Origin of the sequence: Paenibacillus chitinolyticus NBRC 15660 (assembly GCF_000739915.1) — a bacterium.
Taxonomy (GTDB): domain Bacteria; phylum Bacillota; class Bacilli; order Paenibacillales; family NBRC-103111; genus Paenibacillus_F; species Paenibacillus_F chitinolyticus.
The window spans coordinates 113,184-135,611 of sequence record NZ_BBJT01000006.1 but is presented as its reverse complement, the minus strand read 5'-3'; the positions used below and the strand labels follow the sequence as shown (position 1 = coordinate 135,611).

Annotated in this window: 26 protein-coding genes; 11 read left to right on the top strand and 15 right to left on the bottom strand. The window is 54.2% G+C overall.

From position 1 onward, the window contains the following. Nucleotides 1–74: 74 nt before the first annotated feature. Nucleotides 75–221 carry a hypothetical protein gene (locus tag PCH01S_RS31040; RefSeq protein WP_174446823.1) on the top strand — a complete coding sequence of 49 codons (147 nt, stop codon included), beginning with the start codon at nt 75–77 and terminating at the stop codon, nt 219–221. Between the two features lie 226 nt (nt 222–447). Here the strand turns inward: PCH01S_RS31040 and PCH01S_RS16035 are convergent, their stop codons facing one another. Next, entirely contained in the window at nt 448–1,284 is an 837-nt protein-coding gene (locus PCH01S_RS16035) for a TerC family protein (RefSeq protein ID WP_042230883.1), read from the bottom strand. A 321-nt stretch (nt 1,285–1,605) separates the two neighbouring features. Continuing rightward, nucleotides 1,606–1,848 carry a hypothetical protein gene (locus tag PCH01S_RS16030; RefSeq protein ID WP_042230882.1) on the bottom strand — a complete coding sequence of 81 codons (243 nt, stop codon included), beginning with the start codon at nt 1,846–1,848 and terminating at the stop codon, nt 1,606–1,608. 266 nt (nt 1,849–2,114) lie between these two features. Between PCH01S_RS16030 and PCH01S_RS16025 the strand changes: the two genes are divergently transcribed. Next, nucleotides 2,115–2,831 carry a class I SAM-dependent methyltransferase gene (locus tag PCH01S_RS16025; RefSeq protein ID WP_042230881.1) on the top strand — a complete coding sequence of 239 codons (717 nt, stop codon included), beginning with the start codon at nt 2,115–2,117 and terminating at the stop codon, nt 2,829–2,831. An 88-nt stretch (nt 2,832–2,919) separates the two neighbouring features. Beyond that, on the top strand, nt 2,920–3,117 hold the full coding sequence (locus tag PCH01S_RS16020) for a cold shock domain-containing protein (RefSeq protein ID WP_009675016.1): 198 nt from the start codon (nt 2,920–2,922) through the stop codon (nt 3,115–3,117). A 111-nt stretch (nt 3,118–3,228) separates the two neighbouring features. On the opposite strand, the gene PCH01S_RS16015 is transcribed toward PCH01S_RS16020, so the two are convergent. Continuing rightward, nucleotides 3,229–3,858: a TetR/AcrR family transcriptional regulator gene (locus PCH01S_RS16015; protein WP_042230880.1), complete on the bottom strand. Its 630-nt coding sequence runs from the start codon at nt 3,856–3,858 to the stop codon at nt 3,229–3,231. A gap of 259 nt (nt 3,859–4,117) precedes the next feature. On the opposite strand from PCH01S_RS16015, the gene PCH01S_RS16010 reads away from it, so the two are divergent. After that, on the top strand, nt 4,118–6,361 hold the full coding sequence (locus PCH01S_RS16010; RefSeq protein ID WP_042230878.1) for an MMPL family transporter: 2,244 nt from the start codon (nt 4,118–4,120) through the stop codon (nt 6,359–6,361). Nucleotides 6,362–6,457: 96 nt separating this feature from the next. Here PCH01S_RS16010 and PCH01S_RS16005 read toward each other — a convergent pair whose 3' ends face one another. The 6 genes from PCH01S_RS16005 to PCH01S_RS15980 all read right to left on the bottom strand — a co-directional run bounded on the left by PCH01S_RS16005 (nt 6,458) and on the right by PCH01S_RS15980 (nt 12,665). Then, nucleotides 6,458–7,279 carry an N-acetyltransferase gene (locus PCH01S_RS16005; protein ID WP_042230877.1) on the bottom strand — a complete coding sequence of 274 codons (822 nt, stop codon included), beginning with the start codon at nt 7,277–7,279 and terminating at the stop codon, nt 6,458–6,460. A gap of 108 nt (nt 7,280–7,387) precedes the next feature. Continuing rightward, on the bottom strand, nt 7,388–8,035 hold the full coding sequence (locus PCH01S_RS16000) for a nitroreductase family protein (protein WP_042230876.1): 648 nt from the start codon (nt 8,033–8,035) through the stop codon (nt 7,388–7,390). A 143-nt stretch (nt 8,036–8,178) separates the two neighbouring features. Further along, nucleotides 8,179–9,276, bottom strand: a complete 1,098-nt coding sequence (locus PCH01S_RS15995; RefSeq protein ID WP_042230874.1) for an efflux RND transporter periplasmic adaptor subunit — start codon at nt 9,274–9,276, stop codon at nt 8,179–8,181. Nucleotides 9,277–9,293: 17 nt separating this feature from the next. Then, nucleotides 9,294–10,691 carry an ABC transporter permease gene (locus PCH01S_RS15990; RefSeq protein WP_042230873.1) on the bottom strand — a complete coding sequence of 466 codons (1,398 nt, stop codon included), beginning with the start codon at nt 10,689–10,691 and terminating at the stop codon, nt 9,294–9,296. Continuing rightward, nucleotides 10,688–11,470, bottom strand: coding sequence for an ABC transporter ATP-binding protein (locus tag PCH01S_RS15985; protein ID WP_042230872.1), 783 nt, complete (start codon nt 11,468–11,470; stop codon nt 10,688–10,690). The genes PCH01S_RS15990 and PCH01S_RS15985 overlap by 4 nt, the downstream gene beginning before the upstream one ends. Then, nucleotides 11,463–12,665: an MFS transporter gene (locus PCH01S_RS15980; protein ID WP_241688834.1), complete on the bottom strand. Its 1,203-nt coding sequence runs from the start codon at nt 12,663–12,665 to the stop codon at nt 11,463–11,465. The genes PCH01S_RS15985 and PCH01S_RS15980 overlap by 8 nt, the downstream gene beginning before the upstream one ends. A gap of 410 nt (nt 12,666–13,075) precedes the next feature. Between PCH01S_RS15980 and PCH01S_RS15975 the strand changes: the two genes are divergently transcribed. The 4 genes from PCH01S_RS15975 (at nt 13,076) to pfkA (ending at nt 16,270) form a co-directional block, all read left to right on the top strand. Beyond that, a complete protein-coding gene (locus PCH01S_RS15975) occupies nt 13,076–13,390 on the top strand; it encodes a hypothetical protein (RefSeq protein ID WP_042230870.1) in 315 nt (104 codons plus the stop codon). A 176-nt stretch (nt 13,391–13,566) separates the two neighbouring features. Beyond that, a complete protein-coding gene (locus PCH01S_RS15970) occupies nt 13,567–14,196 on the top strand; it encodes a hypothetical protein (RefSeq protein WP_042230869.1) in 630 nt (209 codons plus the stop codon). 37 nt (nt 14,197–14,233) lie between these two features. After that, entirely contained in the window at nt 14,234–15,259 is a 1,026-nt protein-coding gene (locus PCH01S_RS15965) for a tetraprenyl-beta-curcumene synthase family protein (protein WP_129112559.1), read from the top strand. Between the two features lie 42 nt (nt 15,260–15,301). Then, the gene (pfkA, locus tag PCH01S_RS15960; RefSeq protein WP_009675013.1) at nt 15,302–16,270 is read left to right on the top strand and encodes a 6-phosphofructokinase; all 969 of its coding nucleotides are present in this window, start codon (nt 15,302–15,304) and stop codon (nt 16,268–16,270) included. A gap of 166 nt (nt 16,271–16,436) precedes the next feature. Here the strand turns inward: pfkA and PCH01S_RS15955 are convergent, their stop codons facing one another. Beyond that, on the bottom strand, nt 16,437–17,393 hold the full coding sequence (locus PCH01S_RS15955; RefSeq protein WP_042230868.1) for a D-2-hydroxyacid dehydrogenase: 957 nt from the start codon (nt 17,391–17,393) through the stop codon (nt 16,437–16,439). A 154-nt stretch (nt 17,394–17,547) separates the two neighbouring features. On the opposite strand from PCH01S_RS15955, the gene PCH01S_RS15950 reads away from it, so the two are divergent. Genes PCH01S_RS15950 through PCH01S_RS15940 form a run of 3 tightly spaced genes read left to right on the top strand, consistent with a single transcriptional unit; the run spans nt 17,548 to nt 19,257 of the window. Next, on the top strand, nt 17,548–17,772 hold the full coding sequence (locus PCH01S_RS15950) for a DUF3906 family protein (protein ID WP_084706622.1): 225 nt from the start codon (nt 17,548–17,550) through the stop codon (nt 17,770–17,772). 19 nt (nt 17,773–17,791) lie between these two features. Then, complete coding sequence (locus PCH01S_RS15945) at nt 17,792–18,334, top strand: NADPH-dependent FMN reductase (protein WP_042230867.1); 543 nt, start codon at nt 17,792–17,794, stop codon at nt 18,332–18,334. Between the two features lie 26 nt (nt 18,335–18,360). Then, nucleotides 18,361–19,257, top strand: a complete 897-nt coding sequence (locus PCH01S_RS15940; protein ID WP_042230866.1) for an aldo/keto reductase — start codon at nt 18,361–18,363, stop codon at nt 19,255–19,257. Nucleotides 19,258–19,418: 161 nt separating this feature from the next. Here the strand turns inward: PCH01S_RS15940 and tatA are convergent, their stop codons facing one another. The 5 genes from tatA to PCH01S_RS15915 all read right to left on the bottom strand — a co-directional run bounded on the left by tatA (nt 19,419) and on the right by PCH01S_RS15915 (nt 22,423). Next, complete coding sequence (gene tatA, locus PCH01S_RS15935; RefSeq protein ID WP_042230865.1) at nt 19,419–19,646, bottom strand: twin-arginine translocase TatA/TatE family subunit; 228 nt, start codon at nt 19,644–19,646, stop codon at nt 19,419–19,421. A 132-nt stretch (nt 19,647–19,778) separates the two neighbouring features. Then, a complete protein-coding gene (locus PCH01S_RS15930; RefSeq protein ID WP_369995027.1) occupies nt 19,779–19,967 on the bottom strand; it encodes a hypothetical protein in 189 nt (62 codons plus the stop codon). Nucleotides 19,968–20,123: 156 nt separating this feature from the next. Continuing rightward, nucleotides 20,124–20,945, bottom strand: coding sequence for a YitT family protein (locus PCH01S_RS15925; protein ID WP_042230863.1), 822 nt, complete (start codon nt 20,943–20,945; stop codon nt 20,124–20,126). A gap of 158 nt (nt 20,946–21,103) precedes the next feature. After that, nucleotides 21,104–21,520 carry a DUF2188 domain-containing protein gene (locus tag PCH01S_RS15920; protein WP_042230861.1) on the bottom strand — a complete coding sequence of 139 codons (417 nt, stop codon included), beginning with the start codon at nt 21,518–21,520 and terminating at the stop codon, nt 21,104–21,106. 195 nt (nt 21,521–21,715) lie between these two features. Beyond that, nucleotides 21,716–22,423, bottom strand: a complete 708-nt coding sequence (locus PCH01S_RS15915; RefSeq protein WP_042230860.1) for a DUF4247 domain-containing protein — start codon at nt 22,421–22,423, stop codon at nt 21,716–21,718. Between the last annotated feature and the right edge of the window lie 5 nt (nt 22,424–22,428).

Below are 22,428 nucleotides of genomic sequence, written 5' to 3'. Positions count from 1 at the left end.
TCCCAGTTGACTTTTCGGGAATCCCGTCTAGTATGACCGATCGGAAGATTAATTATCATTATAGGGGAATGCGTATGGGAAGTAAATTCGCCCGCGATTACCCCGCCATTCCTAATTTAAACAGAGATACGACCACCAACGAGAAAGAGCAGACCACCAGGATCAGCGCGAAAATGGCCATCGGCCTGCGCAACTGTTCCGGTATTCGGTTGCGAGAATAAAGCACAAGCAGCGCGAAAGCGAAGCCCGCGATGATAAAGAGCAATGCATCATTTGAAATCCCCAAAATACGTTCACCTCATGCCATTAAGCGTTTTAACTAGTATGCCATACAATTTCGCTTCATGCGGACGATTTCCCTCTTTTCCGGCTAACGCGCAAAAACCCGCCGGCCTTTCAACGGAAAGGGGCGGGTCCGGGAGATTCACGGGATGCGGAGCTTGATCGTCAGCCGGCGGATTTAACGGACTTCGGATCTTTGTCCGGACCTACTTTGACGAAGACGAGACGGCCGCTCGGATCCGACTGCACGGTAAACCGGTCTTCCGGTGCGATGTTGGCTTCGTGGCCCACATGCTTGGGAAGGGTGAGCTGGCCGCGGTCGTTGATCTTAACGGAATAACCGGACATTTTCACGACATAACCGGTTACGAGTACTCCGACGATAACGACGGCGATAAAGAGCCATTTTACAAGCGGGTTAGCGGAGAAATAATCGTGCATAATGAAATTTTCTTCCGTCAGCATTTTGGCTGCGGTATAGGCGAGTACCCCGGAACCGATGTACATGACAATCGGAAACCGGTCGACGACTTTGATGAAAATGGTGCTTCCCCAGACGACGATCGGCACGCTTACCAGCAGTCCGATAATGACGAGGCCGATATGGCCGTGAGCCGCACCGGCAATCGCAATCACGTTATCGATGCCCATTGCCGCGTCGGCGGCGATAATGGTGGTTATCGCGGCTCCGACCGTATTTTTCGCCGCGATATTGTCGTGATCACTTTTATCCGTGAGAAGCTTGAGCGCAATCCAGACCAGCAGCAGTCCGCCTACGAAGAGCAGGCCGGGAATTTTAAGCAGATACACAACGAGAACGGTTGCGACTACGCGGATACCGACCGCACCTGCAGTCCCCCAAAGGATGACCCGCTTCTGCAGGTTCTTGGGTACGTTTTTGGCAGCCATCCCGATGACGATGGCATTGTCTCCCGCTAACACGAGATCGATGATAATGATGTTGAGCAAGGTAAGCAAGGATGCTGTTGAGAACCAGTCCATGATAGTGAGTTCACTCCTTCATCTTAAAATAGGGTTTGCAAGTCCGGGACTTCTAATTCGACGGCAATCTACAAAAAAATGCCTTACCGAATTATCCGGTAAAGGCATTTTTCTCCAGCGAAGAAGAAAAGACCTTTACCAGCGTGCTGGCAAAGGTCTTGCTAACAACTTTCGTTGCCAATAAAGCCGGGGCTGTTGTCCAACCCGAACTGACGACTTTACTGTAGAAGCTACTCCCCTTTGACTGTCCCGTACATTTAGTTTTCTGTGCTCAGTATAACGCGCGTGTCGCAAATACGTCAAGACATTTGTTAGCCTGATTCAGACGTTGCGGAAAGCTTCCATCATGGCGTCATATTCTTCGTCGGTCCCCTCGAACAGATCCCGCGGGAATCGCTCCCGAGCCCATTGCATCAAGGCCGGCCGGCTGAGAAAAGTATGAGTGTCTTCACCCCATTGGTCCGAAATCTCCCTGGCGACAAGCCGGGAACCGTTCACTTCAACCGTAACCATATTCCATTTGTCTCTTTTGAAGATGACATGTTTTTTTATCACGTGTGACATGAGAATTCTCCTTTAATCTGGTTTGAAGGATGAGGGACGAATTTAAAGGTAAGAATGCCCCAACCGCTTGCATCTTACTTTAGCATAAGGGATTGAAAATTTCACTAGCATGAACCGGACGGAGGTGGTACAATACTTTCAATCTTTATGGGAAAAGTTGGATGAGGCAGATCGAGAGCCGCCGTCACTTATCCGTAAAGTCCCGTCCGCAGCGACGGACAATCAGTTTAGTTGAGATGAGCCGAGAAGAGGAGAGTGCAGTTGAGATGGAGACAAAACGCTTTTATGAGCAGACGGGTGTCGCTATGACATGCCGCAATTTCGAGGAATACGTCCGGATGTTTGACTTGGAGCCGGAAAAGCTGCGCGGCAAGCGCGTGCTGGATACCGGCGCCGGCGCTTCGGCATTTACGGCCGAGGCTTCCCGAAGGGAAATCGAGGCCAGAGCGGCGGATCCCCTGTATGCGATGGGGCCTTCGGAAATCGAAGGGCTGGGTCTAGAGGAGATCGACCGGTTTATTGCCAAGCTGACGGAGAGAAGGCACATGTACAATTGGGACTTCTATGAAGGCCCCGAGCTCCTGAAAGAGCTTCGCAAAAAGTCATTCGCGGATTTTGCCGCCGATTATGCGAATCCCGCTTCCCGCGAAGAGAAATACGCGGCGGCTTCGCTGCCGGAACTTCCTCACTCGGAGGATGAGTTCGATCTTGTGCTGTGCAGCCACTTCTTGTTTCTGTACGGAGAGCAGTTCGGCCCCGAATTTCACCTCCAGGCGATGAGAGAGCTGCTGAGAGTTTGTAAACCGGGCGGAGAAGTGCGGATTTATCCGCTGCTGACGTTCGGCGGAGAGCTGTATCCTCAGCTTCCCGAGCTGCTGGCGGAGCTCGCCAGAGAGGGCGTCACCGCCGAATATAGGCCGACGCGGCTCGCTTTTATCCCGGGTTCGAGGGACTACTTGACTTTGCATAAAGTTGCGGATTGACCCCTTTCTGGCAGTTGAACTGGCAGACAAAGGATGATATAATATCCATATTCGCCATAGATGGCGATACATTTAGGAGGTTGTTCACTTGAAAGGTACAGTTAAATGGTTTAACGCAGAGAAGGGCTATGGCTTCATCCAAGTAGAAGGCGGCGAAGACGTATTCGTTCATTTTTCCGCTATTCAAGGCGATGGATTCAAAACTCTTGACGAAGGCCAAGAAGTAGAATTCGAGATCACGGATGGTAACCGCGGTCCTCAAGCAGCTAACGTCACCAAGTTATAAGATCCAGGGATAACCACCTTCTTATAAATAGTGTCATAGCAAACCAAGACAGCTCCCGATCGAAAGATTGGGAACTGTCTTTTTTGCGGTCTGAATTTGTTCATAACGGGCTTATGCGGGACTGTTTCCGATTCCGTTCCAGAGCATGCTGACGATTTTATCGGCGGCGAGCCGCTTGTCCGGGTAGGTAAACGTGCCGTCGGGCTGTTTACTGTGTCCGATCATCAGCAGGGCCATGTAAGAACGCGCCGCGAGCCAGGAATCCGCGGTGTGGATTTCGCCCTTGTCCGAGGCCTCGGCGAACGCGTCGGCCAACGCTTCCAGAAGCTGATGCTCCGCTTTGCGCATATTTTCCGTCTGCTCGGGAGTGAGGACGGTTTCGATTTTGTTCATAAAGCCTTCGAAATCGAAGCTTGTCGTGGCCTGAAGGTGATTGTAAGTGACTTCCAGCAGCCGTTCCCGGAGAGGAAGGGGCTTCTGGAGAATTTTCAGCGTGGCCGCACGCACCACATTCATAAGCCGGATCGTCGATTCGGTGAGCAGCACGGCTTTGGACGGAAAATAATAATAGACCGACGCTTTGGTGACTCCGCTCGCTTTCGCTATATCGTCCATGGAAACGGCATCATAGCCGCTGCGAATAAATTCGTGCATGGCTATTTGGAGAATCCGGTCGGAAACGGGGGCCGCCTGCTCGCTGGAACGGGGCCTTCCGGGAGGTTTTCGGGAAGTTGAAGACATAGGCAGTGTTCCTTTCAAAACGGAAATCTGAGAAGTTCATTAAAGAGTATTATACCACAAACAGGGACATAACCTTTCTTAAAGCGTCCGTGACAGGGAACTCGCAGCTCCGACAAACAGGTTGGAAAAAAGGAAACGGAAAATTTTTGGTTGATTAATTAACTGACCAGTATATATAATTATAACGAAAATGAATGTTTTTCGTCTATAGAGTGCCCTTACCACTTTACTATCCGGATAAAAAGGAGAGAACGTCTCAATGAAATCATCGTCCTTTATGGAGGGAATGCTTTCCCGGGTTGCGGGTCCCAGAAGCAAATGGGTTACGGTAGCAGTCTGGATCGTGCTGACCGTTCTGCTCAGCGCTCTGTGGCCGGGCGTCAACAGCCAGGAAAATAACGCGGCGGACCAGCTTCCTGCGGATTCGCTCTCCGTGCAGGCCGCGGCGCTTGAGAAGGAGCAGTTTCCCGCAAGCGGCGGGGTCCCGGCGCTTGTTGTCTTTTACCGGCAGGCCGGATTGACCGAAGGAGATCTTGGCGCCCTGCAGAAAATAGCGGGCCGGCTGACGGAAACGCCGCTTCCGGAGCAGACTTCGGTGGCTCCTTTCGACAAGCTGCCTTTACCGGCTCTGAAGCAGTCCGTGAGCAAGGACGGGACCACCGTCGTGCTGCCGGTCTCGTTTAAAGAAAAAACGGAAACCAAGGTGCTCAAGGAGAGCGCGGCAAAGCTCAAGGAGATAGCGGCCGCCGTGACGGGAAGCGATCCTTTTGCCGTGAAAAATCTGAAGGCAGACGGTTTGATCGCGCGCATTACCGGTCCTGTCGGAATTTCCATGGATGCGAACGATTTGTTCAAGGGAGCGGATTTCTCGCTGCTGATGGCGACGGTCATTCTCGTGCTCGTGCTGCTGATTCTGCTTTACCGGTCGCCCGTTATGGCGATTGTGCCGCTTGTCGGGGTGGCCTTTGCTTACGGCGTTATTTCGCCGATACTCGGAAAGCTGGCGCAGCTTGGCTGGATCGTGGTGGATGCGCAGTCTATTTCTATTATGACGGTGCTGCTTTTCGGGGCGGGGACGGACTATTGTCTGTTTTTTGCCACCCGGTACCGGACGGCGCTTCTGGAGCACGAGAATAAGCATCTGGCCGTCAAAGAAGCGCTGCTCGGTTCGGGCGGTGCGATCGGGATGAGCGGGCTGACGGTTATCGTTTCGATGCTGGCGCTGCTTTTCGCCAAATACGGGGCCAACCACCGGTTTGCCATCCCGTTCTCTCTGGCCGTGTTTATCATGGCCGCAGCGAGCGTAACGCTTGTGCCGGCGATTCTGGGCATTCTGGGACGCAAGTCGTTCTATCCGTTTGCTCCGCTTACGCCGGAACAGAGAGCCGTGAAGGAAGCGAAGCGGGGAAAACCCGTCCGCGGACAGCGAGCCGTCGGCCGTATGAGCGAAACGTTGGGGCGGATGGTGACGGAAAAGCCGAAGACGATTCTGGTCGTAAGCCTTGTTGTGCTGATTGCACTGGCGGGGGTTTCGTCTCAGATCAAATATACATTTAATCTGCTTTCATCTTTTCCGGAAACGATGCCGTCCAGAGAAGGGTTTACTCTCCTTTCGGAACATTATTCTCCGGGGACGCTGGCCCCCGCCAAAGTGATGGTGGACACGGAAGGGAAGAAGGTGGACGCTGGAGCCAGACTGAAGGCACTCTCTTTTGTGGACTCCGTCTCGGAACCTGTAAAAGGGAAAACAAATCCCGACATCGTAGCCTACGATGTGCTGTTCAAGGATGATCCGTTCGAGCTGGGATCGATTCATCACATTCCGGATCTGTATGCGGCGGCGGAAGCTTCTCTTCAAGATGCGGGAGTGACGAGTACCGGCTCCCATGTGAGGGTTTCGGGACAAACCGCCGAGCAGTACGATACCGAGAATGTGACGGGCAAGGACACGAAGGTGGTCATCCCGATTGTAATCGGGATCATCGCGCTGCTGCTTCTCGTCTATCTCCGTTCGCTCGTTGCGATGGTCTATCTGATGGCCACCGTTCTGCTGTCTTATTTCTCGGCTCTTGGAGCCGGCTGGCTTATTTTGCACACGTTCTTCGGAACCGAGGCGATTCAGGGACTGATTCCGCTTTACGCGTTCGTGTTCCTGGTCGCTTTGGGTGAAGACTACAATATTTTTATGGTGTCGGGGATATGGAAAGCAAGCAAAACGCACAAGCTGAAAGAAGCGATCCGGCTTGGCGTCAGCTCGACGAGCAGCGTGATCACTTCGGCCGGACTGATTCTGGCGGGCACGTTTGCGGTACTGTCCGTGCTGCCGATTCAGGTGCTCGTGCAGTTCGGCGTGATCTGTGCGGTCGGCGTTCTGCTGGACACGTTTATCGTCCGTCCGTTCCTGGTGCCGACGATCACGCTTCTGCTCGGCAGAGCGGCGTTCTGGCCCGCCAAGCCGGGAACACCGGCGGACGAGCGGAGCGCACCGCGGCCGGGAAATTGACACAAAAAAAGAGAGCAGCGGCATTCGCCGTTCCGCTCTCTTTTTTTGTGTACCGCGCCGGGACCGCTACCGCGCCGGGACCGCTACCGCGCCGGGCTACTCGCCCAAAGCGCTCCAGACGGCGCGCGTATAAGCGAGCCTCATGCCGGCGCGCTCCATGTTGTGCTGGCTTACGCTGCCGAAGGCGGCCTGCGCGGCTGCTAGCCGGCAGCCTCGTTTGGCCGCCTCGTGCATGCGCACCTGCAGCATAGCGGTGTGCAGGCCGCGGCTCCTATGCTGCGGCAGTGTCGCGGCCAGGGTGAAGGAGGCGATGTCGCCGTCGATGTGCATCATACTGACTCCGGCGGGCTGATCGTTAACGTAGCCCATGTACAAATGCCAGTCCGGCCGGTTAAGCAGAACGATGTTGTTGTCGATGAAATGCCGCTTCGCGCTCACATCCATTCCTGTCCCGACGCAGTGCAGTTCCGCGTAAAGGTCGAACCGGTCGGCCGACGTTACCGGTTCGATCCGGATATGAGGCGGAAGTACGGGAGCGATGGGTTCCGGCAAGCCGTACATATAAGCGTGAAAGCTTTCCTGATAAAAGCCTTGCCGCGCCAGCGCGAAAGCAACGGACTTGTCCGCTTTGCCGGGAGTTAGCTCGAACGTGCAGGAACGGCCGTATTTCGCGTAAAAGCGGAGAATCGTCCCGAGCTCTCCGACATCTTCGGGACCCAGACCCCTGACGGTGTTGAACAAGGGCCAGGGCATCTCCTCCGTGCAAACAGCGCTTGTATGACCGAAACGCGCCGTGTGAACCCCCATCGGGTTGCCTTCGCGGCTGCCGATGGCTTCTATGCGTGAAGTCCAGAAGGCCGTTTCCGCCTGTTCCAGGCGCTTCACAAGTTCTTTTGTAAGTACGGGTAATTGTGCCATAATACCGCCTCCTGAAGTTCGTTAACACAGGGTGAGACGTGAAAAGAAAGCCTCCCGGTTTCCGGCTTGGAAAGGGGAGGCTTGAAAGTTTACCTGCGTTTGATCCGGTCAGCGGATGATTTCGAGTATCTCATCCACTTCTTTGCGGGCCAGCTTGCCCGGGCGCTCCTGCGGATGACCGAGGGCGATGACCATGTTGACCTGCGCTTCTTCCGGAATCGGGAGAAGCTCGCGGAGCCTGTGCTGCGCAAGGAGGACCGGTCCGGTCATGGGACAAGTCGCTAGGCCGCGCGCATGAGCGGCCAGCATCAGGTTCTGGGCCGCAAGGCAGGAGCTCTTAATGCCTTCTTCATCCCAGACGGAGTTTTCAACAAGTGCGATCGGATCGAAAATGCGCTTGCGGAATTTGGAATCGTAAGGGGTGGCCAGGCAAATAATCAGCACAGGCGCGCCCGAGAACGCGGTCGCATACGGTCCGAAAGACTTGACGAGAAGACGGCCTTCACGAAATAATCCGCGTTCTTCGGCATCGGCCGCCCTTTTGTGAAGCTCTTCCCACGTAACGTCTTCGATCGTTTTGATGAGGTCGCCGTTCATGACGGCAATAAATTTCCATGTTTGTGAGTTTGTATCGCTCGGTGCGTATCTGGCGCAGTCAATCAGTTCGCGCACGTCCTCAACCGAGACAGGGTCTTCCGTGAATTTCCGGACGCTCCGTCTTTCGAGCACGATGGATTTGAAATCTTCATAGTTCATGCGTACAGTCCCTACTTTCCGCTGGTTCCTGGATACTGTTCTTAAGACTTGGTACTAATATCTTCTCCTAATTATAGTCCAAATCCGGCAGTTTGCATAGGGAAAGCCGATGATGGACAAGCGGTCCTTTCCGCCCGGAATTGTTACTGGAGGACGACGGTGTCTCCTTCGTTCAAGCCGCTGACCACTTCGGTTTTATCGGCGGTTTCCATGCCGATTGTAATTTCTTTGCGCTCCACGCCGCCCGCTGTTTCAAGCATGACGAAATGCTTGTCTTTATCACGCTGCACGGCAAGGGTAGGAACGACAAGAGCGTCGGCCTTGCGGGCCGTTTCAATGGTGCCCGTCAGACTGAGGCCGGCAATAAGCCTTTCGTTGGGCTCCAGGGAGACGATGACCTCAAACTGGGCTGTCGGAGAGGCGACCGCTTCCGTTCCCGATTTGGCGAATTTGGACACTTGTTTGACTTTGCCTTTCAGCGGAACGTCGGCAAGTGCATTGATCTTGACTTGGACCGGCATATCCGGCTTGATTTGAAAAACATCGAATTCTCCCACATAGCAGAGCAGTTCAAGCTTGGACAAATCGACAATTTTTCCGATCCGGTGATTGGCCTGAAGGGCCTGCGGAATTTTGGACGAATCCTCGAAAAGAAAAATGCCGCTTTCCGGAGCTTTAAAATTCGCTTTGGCGAGCATTTTCTGTTTTTCTCCGAGCTGGCTCTGGGCCGCCTCCCGGTTCATGGTATTGAGCTGGGCCTGCAGTTTGGCGCTTTCGGCATCGACATAGCGTTTCTTGGATTCCGATTCCGTCATGCCGCCCGATTCGCCGGAACCTGCCGAAGGAGCTTCGGCGGAACGCTCCTGGAATTTGGCGAGCTGCGCTTCCAGGTCCTGTTTTCTCAGGTTGGCCTGCATCTGAACGATTTCGGCATCGATGGCCGCACTGTCGAGGACGAAAAGCGAGTCGCCCTTTTTGACTTGAGCGCCTTCGTTTACGTTCCACTTCACGATATCCCCGCTGAACGGGGCGTGTACCCAGGTCTCTTTTTCATAAGATGATTTGCCTTTCACTTCAACAGAGCCGACCAGCTCTTCGCGGGTCACTTTGAAAGAAAGGGGATTGTTCATCGCCATATCGGCGGGATTAGGACCTGTTTGAGGATGGCTTTTTATGTATAAAAACGCGCTGATTCCTATGACGACAACCGCCGCCGCCAGTGCCCACAATTTTTTCTTCATCGTTACCGATTTCACTCCTATTCGCGTTTGATAGCTGTCAGGGCGTCGGTTTTGGACGCTTTGACAGCGGGATAGATGCCTGAGAGGACCCCTGTCATGATGGCAAAGAAGAGACCGACGGGTAGGATCCACGTGGATATAAACAAGATTTGGGAGTCATCGCCCGCAGAATTTTTGCCCATCATGAAGGTCAGAGCGTTAATGCCCCAGACGACCCAATAGGACAGCATAATGCCGAGAATTCCGCCCAGCAGCCCCAGGAGCGCCGACTCTACGATGAACATGTTGCGGATTTGCCTCAGGTTCGCTCCGAGCACCTTCATGATGCCGATTTGGCGTCGTCTCTGGTAGGTGGACATCGTCATGGCGACCACAATGGAAATGGAGGCGATGAACAGGACGAACAATCCGACGCCGAGAAAGACGACCCGGATGATGACGAACTCTCCCTGCATTCTCTCTTCCTGATGAAGATTGTTCTGGGTATTCAGGCGAAGCTTCTGAATCTGCTTGTCGACGGTTTCGATATGGCTCGAGTTCTCGACTTTAACCAGTACCTCCGAGTAGGATTCGCCTGCTCCCATCCGCTTGGCGGTTTCGCTGTCCGGCGGTGCCGAAGCTTTAATGGTCTCGCGGATTTGTTTGGCAAGGGCGTGGGAAATGTACCCCTTTTTGTCATACATAACCATATTAGCGGGCACACTCTCTCCTTTTTTCAGGACGCCGGCGACTCGTACGGGGATTTGCGCCTGCGCTTTGCCTTCCGATGCGCTTGGGTGTTCCAGCGTCAGCGTAAGCTTCTTCTGATAAAGAGATGTCGGGATTTTATCGAATTCCCGGAACGTTTCCCATATCGCCGGATCGTTCTGATTCGCCCGCATTTGACGATCCCGGTTCTTCATGGTTTCCTCGTCGAGAAGTCCCATAGTGGCGCCGGGGTTCAAAATAATCGTGTTTTCGATATCGGAAGGGCCGCCCTGCTGGAATTCGTTCCCGAACTTTTCGAGCGTATCCAGATCCGTGGCGACCAGCTCGAAACTGCCGATTTTGCCGTCGTCGAGCTTAAAGAAGAAGTGACCGACCTGCTGAAAGCTGGCGACGGCTTTGACGTGCGGCAGCGTCCGGATCAGATCGAGCTTCTGATTTGTAATGGAACCGGCAGCGGAGCCAGGTTTGTCCGAAGCGGAGCCCGCTGACCCCTGGTCCTGGCTCTGGTCGTTCCGGATCGTAATCTCATCGGTTTTCAGGTACGCTTTCATCTGCTGCTCGCTGTAGTGAGAAGCGGACTCTCCTACGGCCAGGGCGACAACGATAGCGGCGGACCCGATGGAAATCCCGAGTGCGCACAGAGCGGTAACGACTTTCCGGCGTTTGAGCTGGTCCCAGCCGAGCCCCATGTAATCGCGCATCTTCATGGCCGCTCACCTCCGGCTTGTCCGGCATGGAGAGCGGTTTCCGGCGCGAGTGCCGGAGGAGCTTCATCGGCCAAGGCCGCCGCCGTCTCATTCTCTCCGTGAAGGTAATCGCTGTCTTCGGCGAGCCGTCCGTCTTTCAGCTGAATGACCCGCTGCGTTCTGGCCGCCACTTCGCTTTCATGCGTGACGATGATGAACGTTAGCTGAAGCGTGCGGTTCAATTCGAGCAGCAGATCGATGATCTCCTTCTCGGTCTTGGTGTCCAGATTCCCCGTAGGTTCGTCCGCGAAGACGACGGGAGGACGGGTGATCAGCGAACGCGCGATGGATACGCGCTGCTGTTGACCGCCGGACAGCTGGGAAGGGAAGAGTTCCGTCTTCTCCGCCAGTCCGACCTGCGTAAGCAGACTCATGGCGCGCTCGCGCCGTTCGCTGGGCTTGACGCTTTGAAAGACGAGCGGAAGCTCGACGTTCTCCCGGACGGTTAAATGCGAGATGAGCTCATAGGATTGAAAAATAAATCCGATATGATGGCGCCGGAATTCGGCGAGCTTGTTTTCGCTCATGCGCTCGATCGGCTGTCCGTCGATCAGAATGCTGCCCTCCGTCGGCTTCATAAGTCCGGCCATCAGGTTGAGCAGTGTGGATTTACCGGAGCCGGAGCTTCCGAGCAGGGCTACGATTTCTCCTTTGTTCACGGTAAAATTGATGTTTTTCAACACCTGGGACTGTTCCGTACCGCTTAGAAAGGTATGCGAAAGCCCGCTTACCTCAAGCATGCGAATCCTCCTTTTTCGTTGAAATAGCAGTTAGTTTGGCTTCCAGGGCGTTCAGGCGGGCATGAAATACAAGAAAACCGGCCGCAGCGGTAAGAGCAAGCCCCGATCCGATTCCGAAGAGAACCGTGCTTCCGTAGTCCGCATAGATCAGGCCGCCGAATCTTCCGCTGATGATTCCCGCAAGCCCCGACCACGTAACGGCGAAAATAGCCTGGCCGGACGCTCTGTATTCATCCGGGATGATTTGGGCGAGATAGCGCAATGCCGTGACGAAGAAAATGCCGAAGGTCACGCTGTGCATCGTTTGCGCGAACAGCACCCAGCCGGTTTGATCCGTCAGGCTGACGATCAGGAGGCGGACGGCGTACATAAATCCGGCAATGGCCAGAAGCGGAAGCTCTTTGTAGCGGTTCCCGTATTTGCCCAGCAGGAAGAACACCGGAATTTCGCTCAGCGACGAAAGCATCATCGCCGTACCGACCGTCATATCCGAGGCCCCCAGCTCGCGCAGATGCAGAGCCAGAAAGCCGTCATTGATCCGGTGCGAAATCGACATGATCAGGACGAACAGGAGGAAGATCAGCAGCCGGGGGGAACCGATCACTTTTCCCATGCCCTTAAAGTCCATTTTGCTGTAAGCAACCCGTGTATCGACCAGGCCGAGAGTGAAAATCAGCCCGATCACAATAACCGCTATACTAATAGACGAAGTAAGACTGATATTAGTTTCTTTTATAAGGAGCCCGAAAAAAAGCGCCGAGAAAGCAAAGCCGATGGAGCCGAATATCCGGAAGGAGGAATAGCTCTTTCCCGTCTGGCTGGCATGCAGCAGGAGCTGGCTGTCGTTCAGGGATTGGGCGGGCTGCTGGAAGAAGTAAAACCCGGCCATCAGAGCGTAAAGCACGGTAAAGGAATCGGTTCCGAACATGGAGATGACAAAAACGAGCTGTCCGACATACAGGGTGATCATGATCGGCTTGATCTTCTGCATCCGGTCGCTCGCGAATCCCCAGGCGAGGTTGGCAAAGATGCTCACCATCGGACCGATGGAATACAGCAGTCCGATTTCGGCTTTGGAATACCCTCGCGAATCGAAGTAAAGAGGGAAGAATGTGGCGATAACGGCCATCATCATATAATAGGAAAACGTAAACCCTCTCAAGACGAAATCATTTTGTTTTTTCAAGGCGACCACCTGTCTTCGTTGTTCTGTAAAAACGGAGGACGCCGTAAGGGCGCCCCGTATTCTTTCCATCCAGTATACGGAGGCCGCGGGCGGCGGCGCAATTGAGCATTTCACCGCTATCGGCAGTCGTTTGGAGAATAGAGGGGGCTGCTTATCCCAGTTGCTTCTATATGAACAAATCCGGCGCCATATCCCGGCACAGAAGCGTTATGGACCGTCCGATAGTCTTAAGGACCCTATGGAGGCTCCGAAACCATGACAAAAGTCATATCCCGGTATAATTGGGATGCAGTAGGATGCGGGTAACGGCAGGGGACAAGTTACCGTTAACTTGTAGTGGAAAGGTTACGGCGCCTCGTGATACATTAGAAGATAAGATTGTTAGACATCGCGCCGGATTAAGCTGAAGGGGGTGCCTTGTGACCTGCCGTTTTATTTTTGACGAGCGATTGGGAATCCCGGTCCCCGAGTTCGATAAGGAGTGGGAAGAGTACTCTCTAAGGGAAAGAGAGTCCATTCTGTTTCAATGGGAACAAATACGCGGAACGATCCCGGACCGGATCAAGCAGCTTGAAGGACAGATTATCGCCAAGCAGAACAAGTTGAACGTCGAGGACGACTTTCCGGTTTCCTGCGCGCTTAATTCGCAGATTGCCGAGCTGGCCAGCGCCATCAACGACCTTCATCTCTGGTTCCGGACGAATCAGGAAGTGGAAAGCAAGATACACGGTTAACGACAGAGGGTTCCTTCCGGTGATTTTCTCTCTGCGCGGATGCGCACGTATTTTTGCTGCGGCAGGACTGCCGGAGGAGACGAGGTGTAAAAGCTCCGCAATTCTGGTAAAATAGAAAGAAAAATTGAGATTGGATCTGAAGCGCCAGGTCTGAGCCGCAGGAAGGAGTGCTCGAGGTGCCAACAGAAAATGAGAAACCGTCTTGGATCAGACTGATCGTCAAGCCTTTGCTCGGAAGGCAGCCTTCGCTGTATCCGATCGAAGAATGGGATTCGCTGATCGATGTCCGGATCGACAAACTTCAGGTTTCCGCATTAAGCGGAGACAGTCCAGATATAGAACCTTATGCACTGGCGCTAAAATCGGGACTCTATCTGTTAAATGAGAGTCTTGACAACAGTCATGAAATTTCCCAGTCCGTTACAAATGAAACCGGAAGCTATTGGCACGGGCTGATGCACCGGATGGAAGGCGACTACAGCAATGCGAAGTATTGGCTGCAGGACGCGGGCAACCATCCGATCCATACCGACCTGGTCAACGAGGTCCGGTCCTTTCTGGATCGCCAGCCGGGGCTCCGGGCGATAGAACATGAAGCGATGAAAGCGAAGATTGACGTTCTTGTCACTTCTCCAGAGTGGAATTCCTCCGTATTTGCGGATGCCGTCGAGCTTCAGGTAACCCTGCTGCAAAATCCGGACATTGAAGCTTGGCTCACTCATATCCAATACCTGGAGTTCAAACTGCTGCTTGCTTACTGTTATCGCCAGTGTTATGGAGGAGAACTCGTTGAACTTGCCGAATAAAGGATCTTTAAACGTTCCCCGGGGGCCTCTGGGCCTAATGTACCGGGTATACAAATATGTGCTTCCAGGCGTTAAACGGGAATTGGAAGGCTGGCGCCGCGAAGCGGAGCGGATTCCGGACGAGGAGCTGCGGACGCAGGCGATTGCCAGCATGACATCCAAACAGTTTCACTGTCAGGGCGGCGCCATTTATGCGGTAATCAATTTACCGATGAGGCAGGTGCTCATTTCGCTGATTGTCGCTTTCCAGACCATCAGCGACTACTTGGATAACCTGTGCGACCGCAGCACTTCACTGGACCCTCAGGATTTCCGGATGCTGCATCAATCCATGCTGGACGCGGTCGACCCGGCGGCTCCCCTTCACGATTATTACGCTTACCGTAATGAGAAAGAAGACAACGGCTATCTGGTCAAACTCGTACAGACCTGTCAGAAAAGCATTGCCGAGCTTCCTTCGTACGGGCTGGCAGCCGATGCGGTCCGCTCGTTAGTGGGGCTGTATTGTGATTTGCAGGTATACAAACATATTCGCCCCGAACTTCGCGAACAAGCCCTGCTGGACTGGTGGGCGGAACATAGCGCGAACTACCCCGATTTGACTTGGAACGAGTTTTCGGCGGCAACCGGATCGACGCTCGGCATGTTCATGCTGTTCGCGGCGGCTTCGGACCGCAATTTGGACCGTCGGCGGGTGGAGGGGATTAAAAGCGCCTACTTTCCTTACGTATGCGGGCTTCATATTCTGCTGGATTATCTCATCGACCAGGAAGAAGACCGTGTCGGCGGAGATTTGAATTTTTGCTTTTACTACGCGGACATGGATGAAACGATCCGGCGGATCGCTTACGTGGCCGAACAGGCCAAGGAAGGCACTTCGAAACTGGAAGACGCCGCTTTCCACCGCATGGTTATTGAAGGACTGCTTGCCCTTTATTTGTCCGACCCCAAAGTGAAAGACCAGCCGGTTGTCCGGCAAATATCCCGGAATCTGATGAAAGACAGTACGATCAGCCGTTTGTTTTTCTGGATAAACAGTCTTGTGATCCGCAAAACGTCCTGATCTCTCATTATATTGCTCATAGATAAGCAAGGAGGAACTTTAATGACAGCAGTAAAATCCATCGCAGTTCTTACGAGCGGCGGCGACTCCCAAGGGATGAACGCAGCCGTACGCGCCGTTGTGCGCAGCGCACTTTATCACGGTGTGAAGGTATTCGGTGTCCAGCGCGGCTACCAGGGGCTGATTAATAACGATATAACGGAAATGGACCTTAGAAGCGTAGGGGACATTATCCAGCGCGGAGGAACGATCCTGCAGACGGCCCGTTCCAAGGAATTCACGACGCCGGAAGGCCAGCAGCTCGGAGCGGAGAATCTCCGCAACAGAGGCATCGACGGTCTGATCGTTATCGGCGGAGACGGTTCTTATCAAGGGGCGAACAAACTGAGCAAGCTCGGAATCAAAACGATGGGTCTTCCGGGCACCATCGACAATGACATTGCGTTCACCGATTTCACCATCGGATTCGACACGGCTGTCAGCATCGTCGTAGACGCGATTAACAAGCTCCGCGATACGATGACTTCGCATGAGCGCTCCTCGGTGGTCGAAGTCATGGGCCGCCACTGCGGCGAAATCGCCCTGTACGCGGGACTTGCGAGCGGCGCCGAGACGATCCTCGTGCCGGAAGTTCCTCACGACTGCCAGGAAATCGCGAAACGGATGAGCGACAACTTTGCCCACGGCAAGCGTCACAGCATTATTCTCGTTGCGGAAGGCGCCGGCAAAGGCGATGATATCGCCCGCCAGATCATGGAGCATAACGGCATCGATGCCCGCGTGACCGTCCTCGGCCACATTCAGCGCGGCGGAACGCCGACACATACGGACCGTATTCTGGCAAGCCGCCTTGGAGATTTTGCCGTACGCAGACTCATCGAGGGCGACTCCGGCAAATCCTGCGGCGTGATCAAAGGCGAACTCGTTGCGACGGATATCGACCTAGTCGTGAACACGAAGCGTCCGTTCAACATGGAATTGTACAATCTTGCGCTGCGTTTATCGCAGTAATTCTGCAATGCGGGTGACCGGTACGCCGGAACAAGCCGATATACAAAAGCCTTCCTTCTCCACGGCCTCAGCGGGCATATGGAGAAGGAAGGCTTTTATGATGAATGCGGCCGCACCAGGTCTTCCCGTCTTATCCGGCAGCAGACCCGGCGCAAAGCGGCGCTTGTTAATAGCCGTGTTCCGGATCGATCCGGTTGATCAACGGTTTATTTTCGATAAAACGACGGATATTCGGAAATAAGATTTCCGCACACCGCTCTACATATTTCGGCGTATTTCCCGCGATATGAGGCGTAAGGGCAGCCTGTTCCATTCCCCAGAGCGGGGAATCCGCGGGAAGCGGCTCCTCCCGGAATACGTCCAGCGCCGCGCCGGCAAGGATGCCTTTCCGCAGCGCTTCGATCAGAGCCGTTTCATCGATCACGCTGCCGCGGGCCATGTTAACGAGAAACGCCGACGGCTTCATGAGGGCCAGTTCTTCGGCCCCGATCAGGTTTTCCGTCTCGCGCGTGGCGGGGACGATCACGACAACAAAATCGGATTCGCGCAGGAGAGAATAAAGGCCGCTCTTTCCTTTTCGCATGTCGTCGAAATGTTCCCTGTCCCGGCCGGAGCGGCTGTAGCCGACCACCTTCATATCGAACGCCTTCGCCTTCCGGGCTACTTCCGAACCTATCGCTCCCGTGCCGATAAGGCCGAGCGTCTGGCCGTGAAGCTCCGCCGTACGAATCCGGTGGTTCCATTCTTTGAGGCTCTGGCTCTCCATGAGCGTATGAGAACGGCGGACGAAGTCCAGCATGACGGACAGCGCATATTCACTCATTTGGATGGAGTGGACACCGCTCATGTTGGTCACCTGGATGCCTCTCTCGTCCAGCTTCTTCAGAGGCAGCTTGTCGACACCGGCCGAGAGGCTTTGAAACCAGCGCAGCTTGGGCAGTAGAGGGAGCCAGTCGTCTTGAAACGCTCCGGATGTGAGAAGTATATCCGTGGAAGCGAGCCGGTCCCCCGCCTCTTCGGCAGTCGGAAACTGCGCCAGCGAAACGGCGTCTTTCAAATCTTCAGGCAGATGATTCTGCAAATACGTCAAGTCCATTTTCGTTAAAGCCGTTATATTCAGCATAGGGGTCAGCTCCTTTTCTATATATTAAACAAAAGAGAAGGAGAAAGAAAACAAGCGCGAGCGGCCGAGGTTCATCTAGGCAAATCCTTGACAATTTGGTAACATAAAGGGAATCTTACAGAGATGCCGAGTATGTCGGTGGGAGAAGGAGGCTATGAAGGTGTTCTTATACAAAGTAGAGCTGGAACTTAAAGAAAGTCTGGCGTATCTGATTGTTGTGGCGGAAACGGACGCTAAGGCGTTCGATGCGGTAGAAGGTCATCTTGTCCGCCATTTCACCGTGGCGCCTGAAGTCGTACAAACGACGATCATTGAGAAAAAACGGGTCGGAAACGGCGCGGGGTACGTAATCGAATCCGCCGTCGAGAGTCCGGTTTAAGAAGAGGGGAAACGAAAAAATGAAAATCGTAATTATTAGCGGAAGCAACCGCGAAGGGGCAAGTACAACCCTTTTAAGCGCCTATGTCGGACAAGTATTGACGGAGAAGGGGGCGGAAGTGACCCTGGTCGACCTGTACAAACAGCCTGTCCCGCTCTACAGCCCGGATCCGAGCGTAGTCGAGGACGAGAATCTGGTCCATATGAAACAAGCGGTCATGGAGGCGGACGGCATCATTCTGGCTACGCCGGAATACCATGGCGCCATGAGCGGCGTACTGAAAAACGCGCTCGATCACATGGACGCCCAGTACGTGGACGGCAAAGTCGTGCTGTCGATGAGTTCCGCGGGCGGTGCTGTCGGAGTGAGCTCGCTGCAGCAGCTTCAGACGGTTGTCCGCAACCTTCACGGCGTTAACTGCCCGGAGTGGATCTCCATCGGGGGCGCGGGCCGGACGTTTAACGAACAGGGCGAGCCGGAAACGCTTCAAATCCGCGAGCGTATTCTTAGAACGGTCACTTACTTCCTGTCTATGACAGAGACTTTCCGTAAATCCGTTTAAGGTTGAAAGGAGAGTCAGGCAACGAGATGGAGAAGAGGATTTTGGGCCGGACAGGCCTGCAGGTAAGCTCGCTTGGATTCGGAGGCGCCGAAATCGGCTACCAGGGCATTGATCCGGGAACGGTGGAAAATCTGCTGGGCCGAGCGCTGGACGCGGGACTTACCGTCATCGATACCGGAGAATGCTACAAAGATTCCGAAGAATTAATCGGAAAAGCCGTTTCGCACCGCCGGGCTGAATTCAGCCTGTTTACCAAAATCGGCCACAGCGCCGGTTTTCAAGAAGAAGACTGGGATTTGGGAATGCTTGAGAAAAGCATCGACCGCAGCTTGAAGCGTCTGAAAACCGACTACGTGGATTTGCTTCAACTGCACAGCTGCCCGGAGGAGATTTTGCGCCGGGGAGAAGTGATCGGGCTTCTTGAGAAGTTCAAGAAGCAGGGCAAAACCCGCTTCATCGGATGCAGCGGAGACGGGCAAGCCGCCCTGTACGCTGTCCGGACGGGATTGTTCGACACGCTTCAGACGTCGCTCAGCATAGCCGATCAGGAGGCGATCGAGCTGACGATTCCCGAAGCCCGGCAGCGGGGGATGGGCGTCATCGCGAAGAGACCTCTTGCTAACGCCGCTTGGCGGACGGGAGAGAAGCCTGCCGACAGCTATCACCACGAATACTGGGAGCGCTTGAAGCGGCTGCGGTACCATTTTCTGAACGAATCCGTACCGGAAGCCATCGCTTATGCGCTCCGGTTTACCCTGTCGGTGCCCGGTGTTCATACGGCCATCGTGGGAACGACGCGTCCGGGACGCTGGGAAGAGAATGCGGCATTTCTCTCCCGGGGGCCGCTCCCTATCGAAGCTATTGCCGAAATCAGAGGCCGCTGGCAGCAGTCGTCCCGGGGCAATTGGCCGGGATTGCGCTAAAACAAAGCCGGGACGCTTCGTCTGGGCTCCTTTACAGCAGCAGGAAAAGCTTCACGCAAACAGCCCGGCAAGGGATCTCCCTTGCCGGGCTGTTTGTTTACAATAAAAAAGACCCTGCATGCATCGACGCGGAGTCTTCTGTGTATAAAGGGGGTATAAAATTATTTCCGCGCTTCTTCTTCAACGGAAGAATTAGTGTTGACTTCTTTACGCGCCGGAGCCGCTTGGTTTTGGTTCGGTTCGTCGGAAACGAGACCGTTAGTCGCGTCTTTGAATTCTCTGAACATACGTCCGAAGCCGCGTCCCAGTTCAGGCAGTTTGCTTGGTCCGAATAGCAGTAAAGCAACTAGAACAACGAGCAGTAAATGCCATGGAGAGAAAAAATTCATTACATGTACCTCCAATTCGATGCCGGCATGCAACCAGGCTATTCAATCGTGACCTTATCATACCATGTAATGGGACACCAATCCAGTTCATTTGCTACTTTTTTGTGAACTAGCTGCAAAAAAGACGCCCTCCTACTGGAGGAAGGCGTCTTTGCGGTTTTCGTTTATGCTAAACTGTACAATTTCAATCACATCTTCCTGATCCAGGGACTGCATTCCGTTCACGAGGACGATTTCGGAATTGAGTTCCGTACGCGTTAAAAACGTATAAAGCTCAGGGGTATAAGTCTTCACGATATGAGACAGTTTTACGGTTTCCATTTCCATCATCCTTCCTATCCGGATTTGATGAGAAAGCTAAGCGGAAATATTACTCGTAAACCGAAATGAAGCCAAGCTGAAGCCTTCTTTCATTATACCATAAAGAGCGGCGGGGTGCATTGGCACATCGTGGAGGGTTCCCGATTGAATCCGGTGCTATTGTCGGCGGAATTCTCCGAGGACACCGACCGTTTCGACCACGTTCACGAACGCTTTAGGATCGGTTTCTTTAATGATTTTCTGCAGGCCGACCAGTTCGTAACGTGTCGTTACCGTCATCAGCAGACTCTGCTCCTGATTCGTATAAGCTCCTTCCGTACGGATAACGGTCACCCCGCGCGGAATCACGAGAAGCTTCTCCAGAAGCGCCTCTCTTTGCTTCGTCACGATGAAAGCAGTCACTTTGATATGGCGGATATGAATCGTGTCGATCACCTTGCCGGCAATATAAATGGAAAGCATGGAGAAGAGGGCGAGGTCCCAGTTGTTTTTAAAATAACCGAGCATAAAAATAACGCCGCCGTTCAAAGCGAACAGCATTTGTCCGAGAGGAAAATCGCGCTTGCGCGTCAGAATGAACCCCACGATGTCGAACCCGCCCGTGGAGCCGCCCGCCCGTATCGTGATGCCGGCGCCGATTCCCACAAGCACGCCGCCGAATACGGCCCCGAGAATAGGCTCCTGCACCAGCCCGCGTACCGGGATCAGCTGCATGAACCAGGTCGTGGCGATAACGGACGCGAGGCTGAGCACAATGAACCGGCGTCCGATGATGACAAGCCCCCAGATGATCAAAGGCAGGTTCAGGACGAAGTATAAAATGGAAATATCCATGTTCGTCAAGTATCCGATTACCATCGCAATACCGGATACTCCGCCGCTCAGGAGTTCGTGCGGAATAAGAAACATGTTAAAGCCGAACGCGACGAGTGCCGCGCCGATTAGTACAACCGCGATGGAAATCGCTTTTTTGTCCACACGATCACCTCAAGAAGTAGTATGCAGATTAAAAGTACCACTCATCCGGGATAAACATCAAGAGGAATTGACCGGAGGACAATAAAAAAACGGACCTTTTTGAAAATATACCTGTCATTCTGCCGCTCAGGTTACTTTCGGCTGGTCCGTTTGTGGGGTTAAGAGTAATTGTGGGAGTCCTGAACGGTGCCGTCCTTCCGGTGGATGACGGCCCTCGTGTTGGCTTCTGAGGCAAGCTCGTCGGCTTTTTTGACCGCATCGCTTTTCGTGTCCGCTTCATAGCGAGGTTCATCTTCTCCCTCGGCTTTAACGGCCCAGCCGTCGCCGTCCGGCACGACATGAAGCGGTGAGGAGTGGGAGGAAGAAGCCCTGCGTTCCGTACCGCTTTTGCCGCCGCTCCGGTGATCGGGATGATTGTCTTCCCATTCCTCCGCCTTCGCGGTAGCAATCGCGATCGCTCGGCCTTCCTCGTATCCGTCGTCCAGCAGGGCGTTGGCGATTTCAACGGCTTTCTTGCGAACCCGTTCGGGCAAATTTTTCATTGAGGGCGGATAGTCGTTCTTGGTCCAAGGCATGATCGTTCCTCCTTCCGTGTAACGGTTTTGTTGCGTTCGTTGTTCTTTTACCCGAAACGCGGAAGAATTAAGCAGGAGGTGACCTATGTAAAAAGCCGTACGGCCGTTCGACGAACGGCCGCACGGCTCGCCGGTTTCCGGCTTAGCGCGGAACTGGCTCGTACTGCAAGGAAAGGGCCGCCGCCGGCAACTGGCTTACCGCCGCCTCTTGAACGATCCGGACCGGCCGCTTGTTCCCGGTCTAGTCCCGATCCCGGGCTTTGTGCGTCCGGGATTGGTGATCTCGCTGCGGCGGCCGCCGGCTCCCGTTCCGGCGCCGATCCCGCCGGTAGTGCCGGACGGGCTGCCCGGAGTCCGGAATGAGCCTTCGCGGTCCGACGTTACGGGCGGCTTGGTCGTGCCCGTACCCGTGCCGGGCGAATAACCGCCGGGCGTCCCCCGGTAGGTCGGGGTAGAGCGGTAGCCGCGGTAATCGCTGGCCCCCCGATTGCCAAAAAAACCGCCGCCGAGAACGGATTGAAGCATGGCTGCGGTCAGGAAGGTCTGCAGGAAGGAGGGCGAGTAATGCTCCCTGGCATATTGGATCGAATCCAACTGGACCAGGGTGTTCGCCGGGTTTTGCTCGTCCCGCTGCAGGTTGATGACCTTGTCGGGATAGAGCAGAAACATCTGATCCTGCGATTCCTTGCTGATTTCGCGCGGCTTCTCCCGGGCGGCGAGTTCCTTGGCCACTGTCGGGACGTCTTTATTCTCGGCGGTGTATACTTTCGATAAATTGCTGCCCGATCCGTCGGCGCTGGTGAGATTATACTCTTGCCGGACGAAATCGCCGGCGTTGGGGGCGCAGCCCGTGAGCAGAACGAATACTAGCAGGCAGGAAATCCATGATGTCCATCTGTTCAAGCGGA

Bases quoted from the DNA above. Each gene is read 5' to 3' on its own strand.
- PCH01S_RS31040 (WP_174446823.1), top strand. From the start codon at position 75: ATGGGAAGTAAATTCGCCCGCGATTACCCCGCCATTCCTAATTTAAAC.
- PCH01S_RS16035 (WP_042230883.1), bottom strand. From the start codon at position 1,284: ATGGACTGGTTCTCAACAGCATCCTTGCTTACCTTGCTCAACATCATT.
- PCH01S_RS16030 (WP_042230882.1), bottom strand. From the start codon at position 1,848: ATGTCACACGTGATAAAAAAACATGTCATCTTCAAAAGAGACAAATGG.
- PCH01S_RS16025 (WP_042230881.1), top strand. From the start codon at position 2,115: ATGGAGACAAAACGCTTTTATGAGCAGACGGGTGTCGCTATGACATGC.
- PCH01S_RS16015 (WP_042230880.1), bottom strand. From the start codon at position 3,858: ATGTCTTCAACTTCCCGAAAACCTCCCGGAAGGCCCCGTTCCAGCGAG.
- PCH01S_RS16010 (WP_042230878.1), top strand. From the start codon at position 4,118: ATGAAATCATCGTCCTTTATGGAGGGAATGCTTTCCCGGGTTGCGGGT.
- PCH01S_RS16005 (WP_042230877.1), bottom strand. From the start codon at position 7,279: ATGGCACAATTACCCGTACTTACAAAAGAACTTGTGAAGCGCCTGGAA.
- PCH01S_RS16000 (WP_042230876.1), bottom strand. From the start codon at position 8,035: ATGAACTATGAAGATTTCAAATCCATCGTGCTCGAAAGACGGAGCGTC.
- PCH01S_RS15995 (WP_042230874.1), bottom strand. From the start codon at position 9,276: ATGAAGAAAAAATTGTGGGCACTGGCGGCGGCGGTTGTCGTCATAGGA.
- PCH01S_RS15990 (WP_042230873.1), bottom strand. From the start codon at position 10,691: ATGAAGATGCGCGATTACATGGGGCTCGGCTGGGACCAGCTCAAACGC.
- PCH01S_RS15985 (WP_042230872.1), bottom strand. From the start codon at position 11,470: ATGCTTGAGGTAAGCGGGCTTTCGCATACCTTTCTAAGCGGTACGGAA.
- PCH01S_RS15965 (WP_129112559.1), top strand. From the start codon at position 14,234: ATGTACCGGGTATACAAATATGTGCTTCCAGGCGTTAAACGGGAATTG.
- pfkA (WP_009675013.1), top strand. From the start codon at position 15,302: ATGACAGCAGTAAAATCCATCGCAGTTCTTACGAGCGGCGGCGACTCC.
- PCH01S_RS15955 (WP_042230868.1), bottom strand. From the start codon at position 17,393: ATGCTGAATATAACGGCTTTAACGAAAATGGACTTGACGTATTTGCAG.
- PCH01S_RS15950 (WP_084706622.1), top strand. From the start codon at position 17,548: ATGAAGGTGTTCTTATACAAAGTAGAGCTGGAACTTAAAGAAAGTCTG.
- PCH01S_RS15945 (WP_042230867.1), top strand. From the start codon at position 17,792: ATGAAAATCGTAATTATTAGCGGAAGCAACCGCGAAGGGGCAAGTACA.
- PCH01S_RS15940 (WP_042230866.1), top strand. From the start codon at position 18,361: ATGGAGAAGAGGATTTTGGGCCGGACAGGCCTGCAGGTAAGCTCGCTT.
- tatA (WP_042230865.1), bottom strand. From the start codon at position 19,646: ATGAATTTTTTCTCTCCATGGCATTTACTGCTCGTTGTTCTAGTTGCT.
- PCH01S_RS15930 (WP_369995027.1), bottom strand. From the start codon at position 19,967: ATGGAAACCGTAAAACTGTCTCATATCGTGAAGACTTATACCCCTGAG.
- PCH01S_RS15920 (WP_042230861.1), bottom strand. From the start codon at position 21,520: ATGCCTTGGACCAAGAACGACTATCCGCCCTCAATGAAAAATTTGCCC.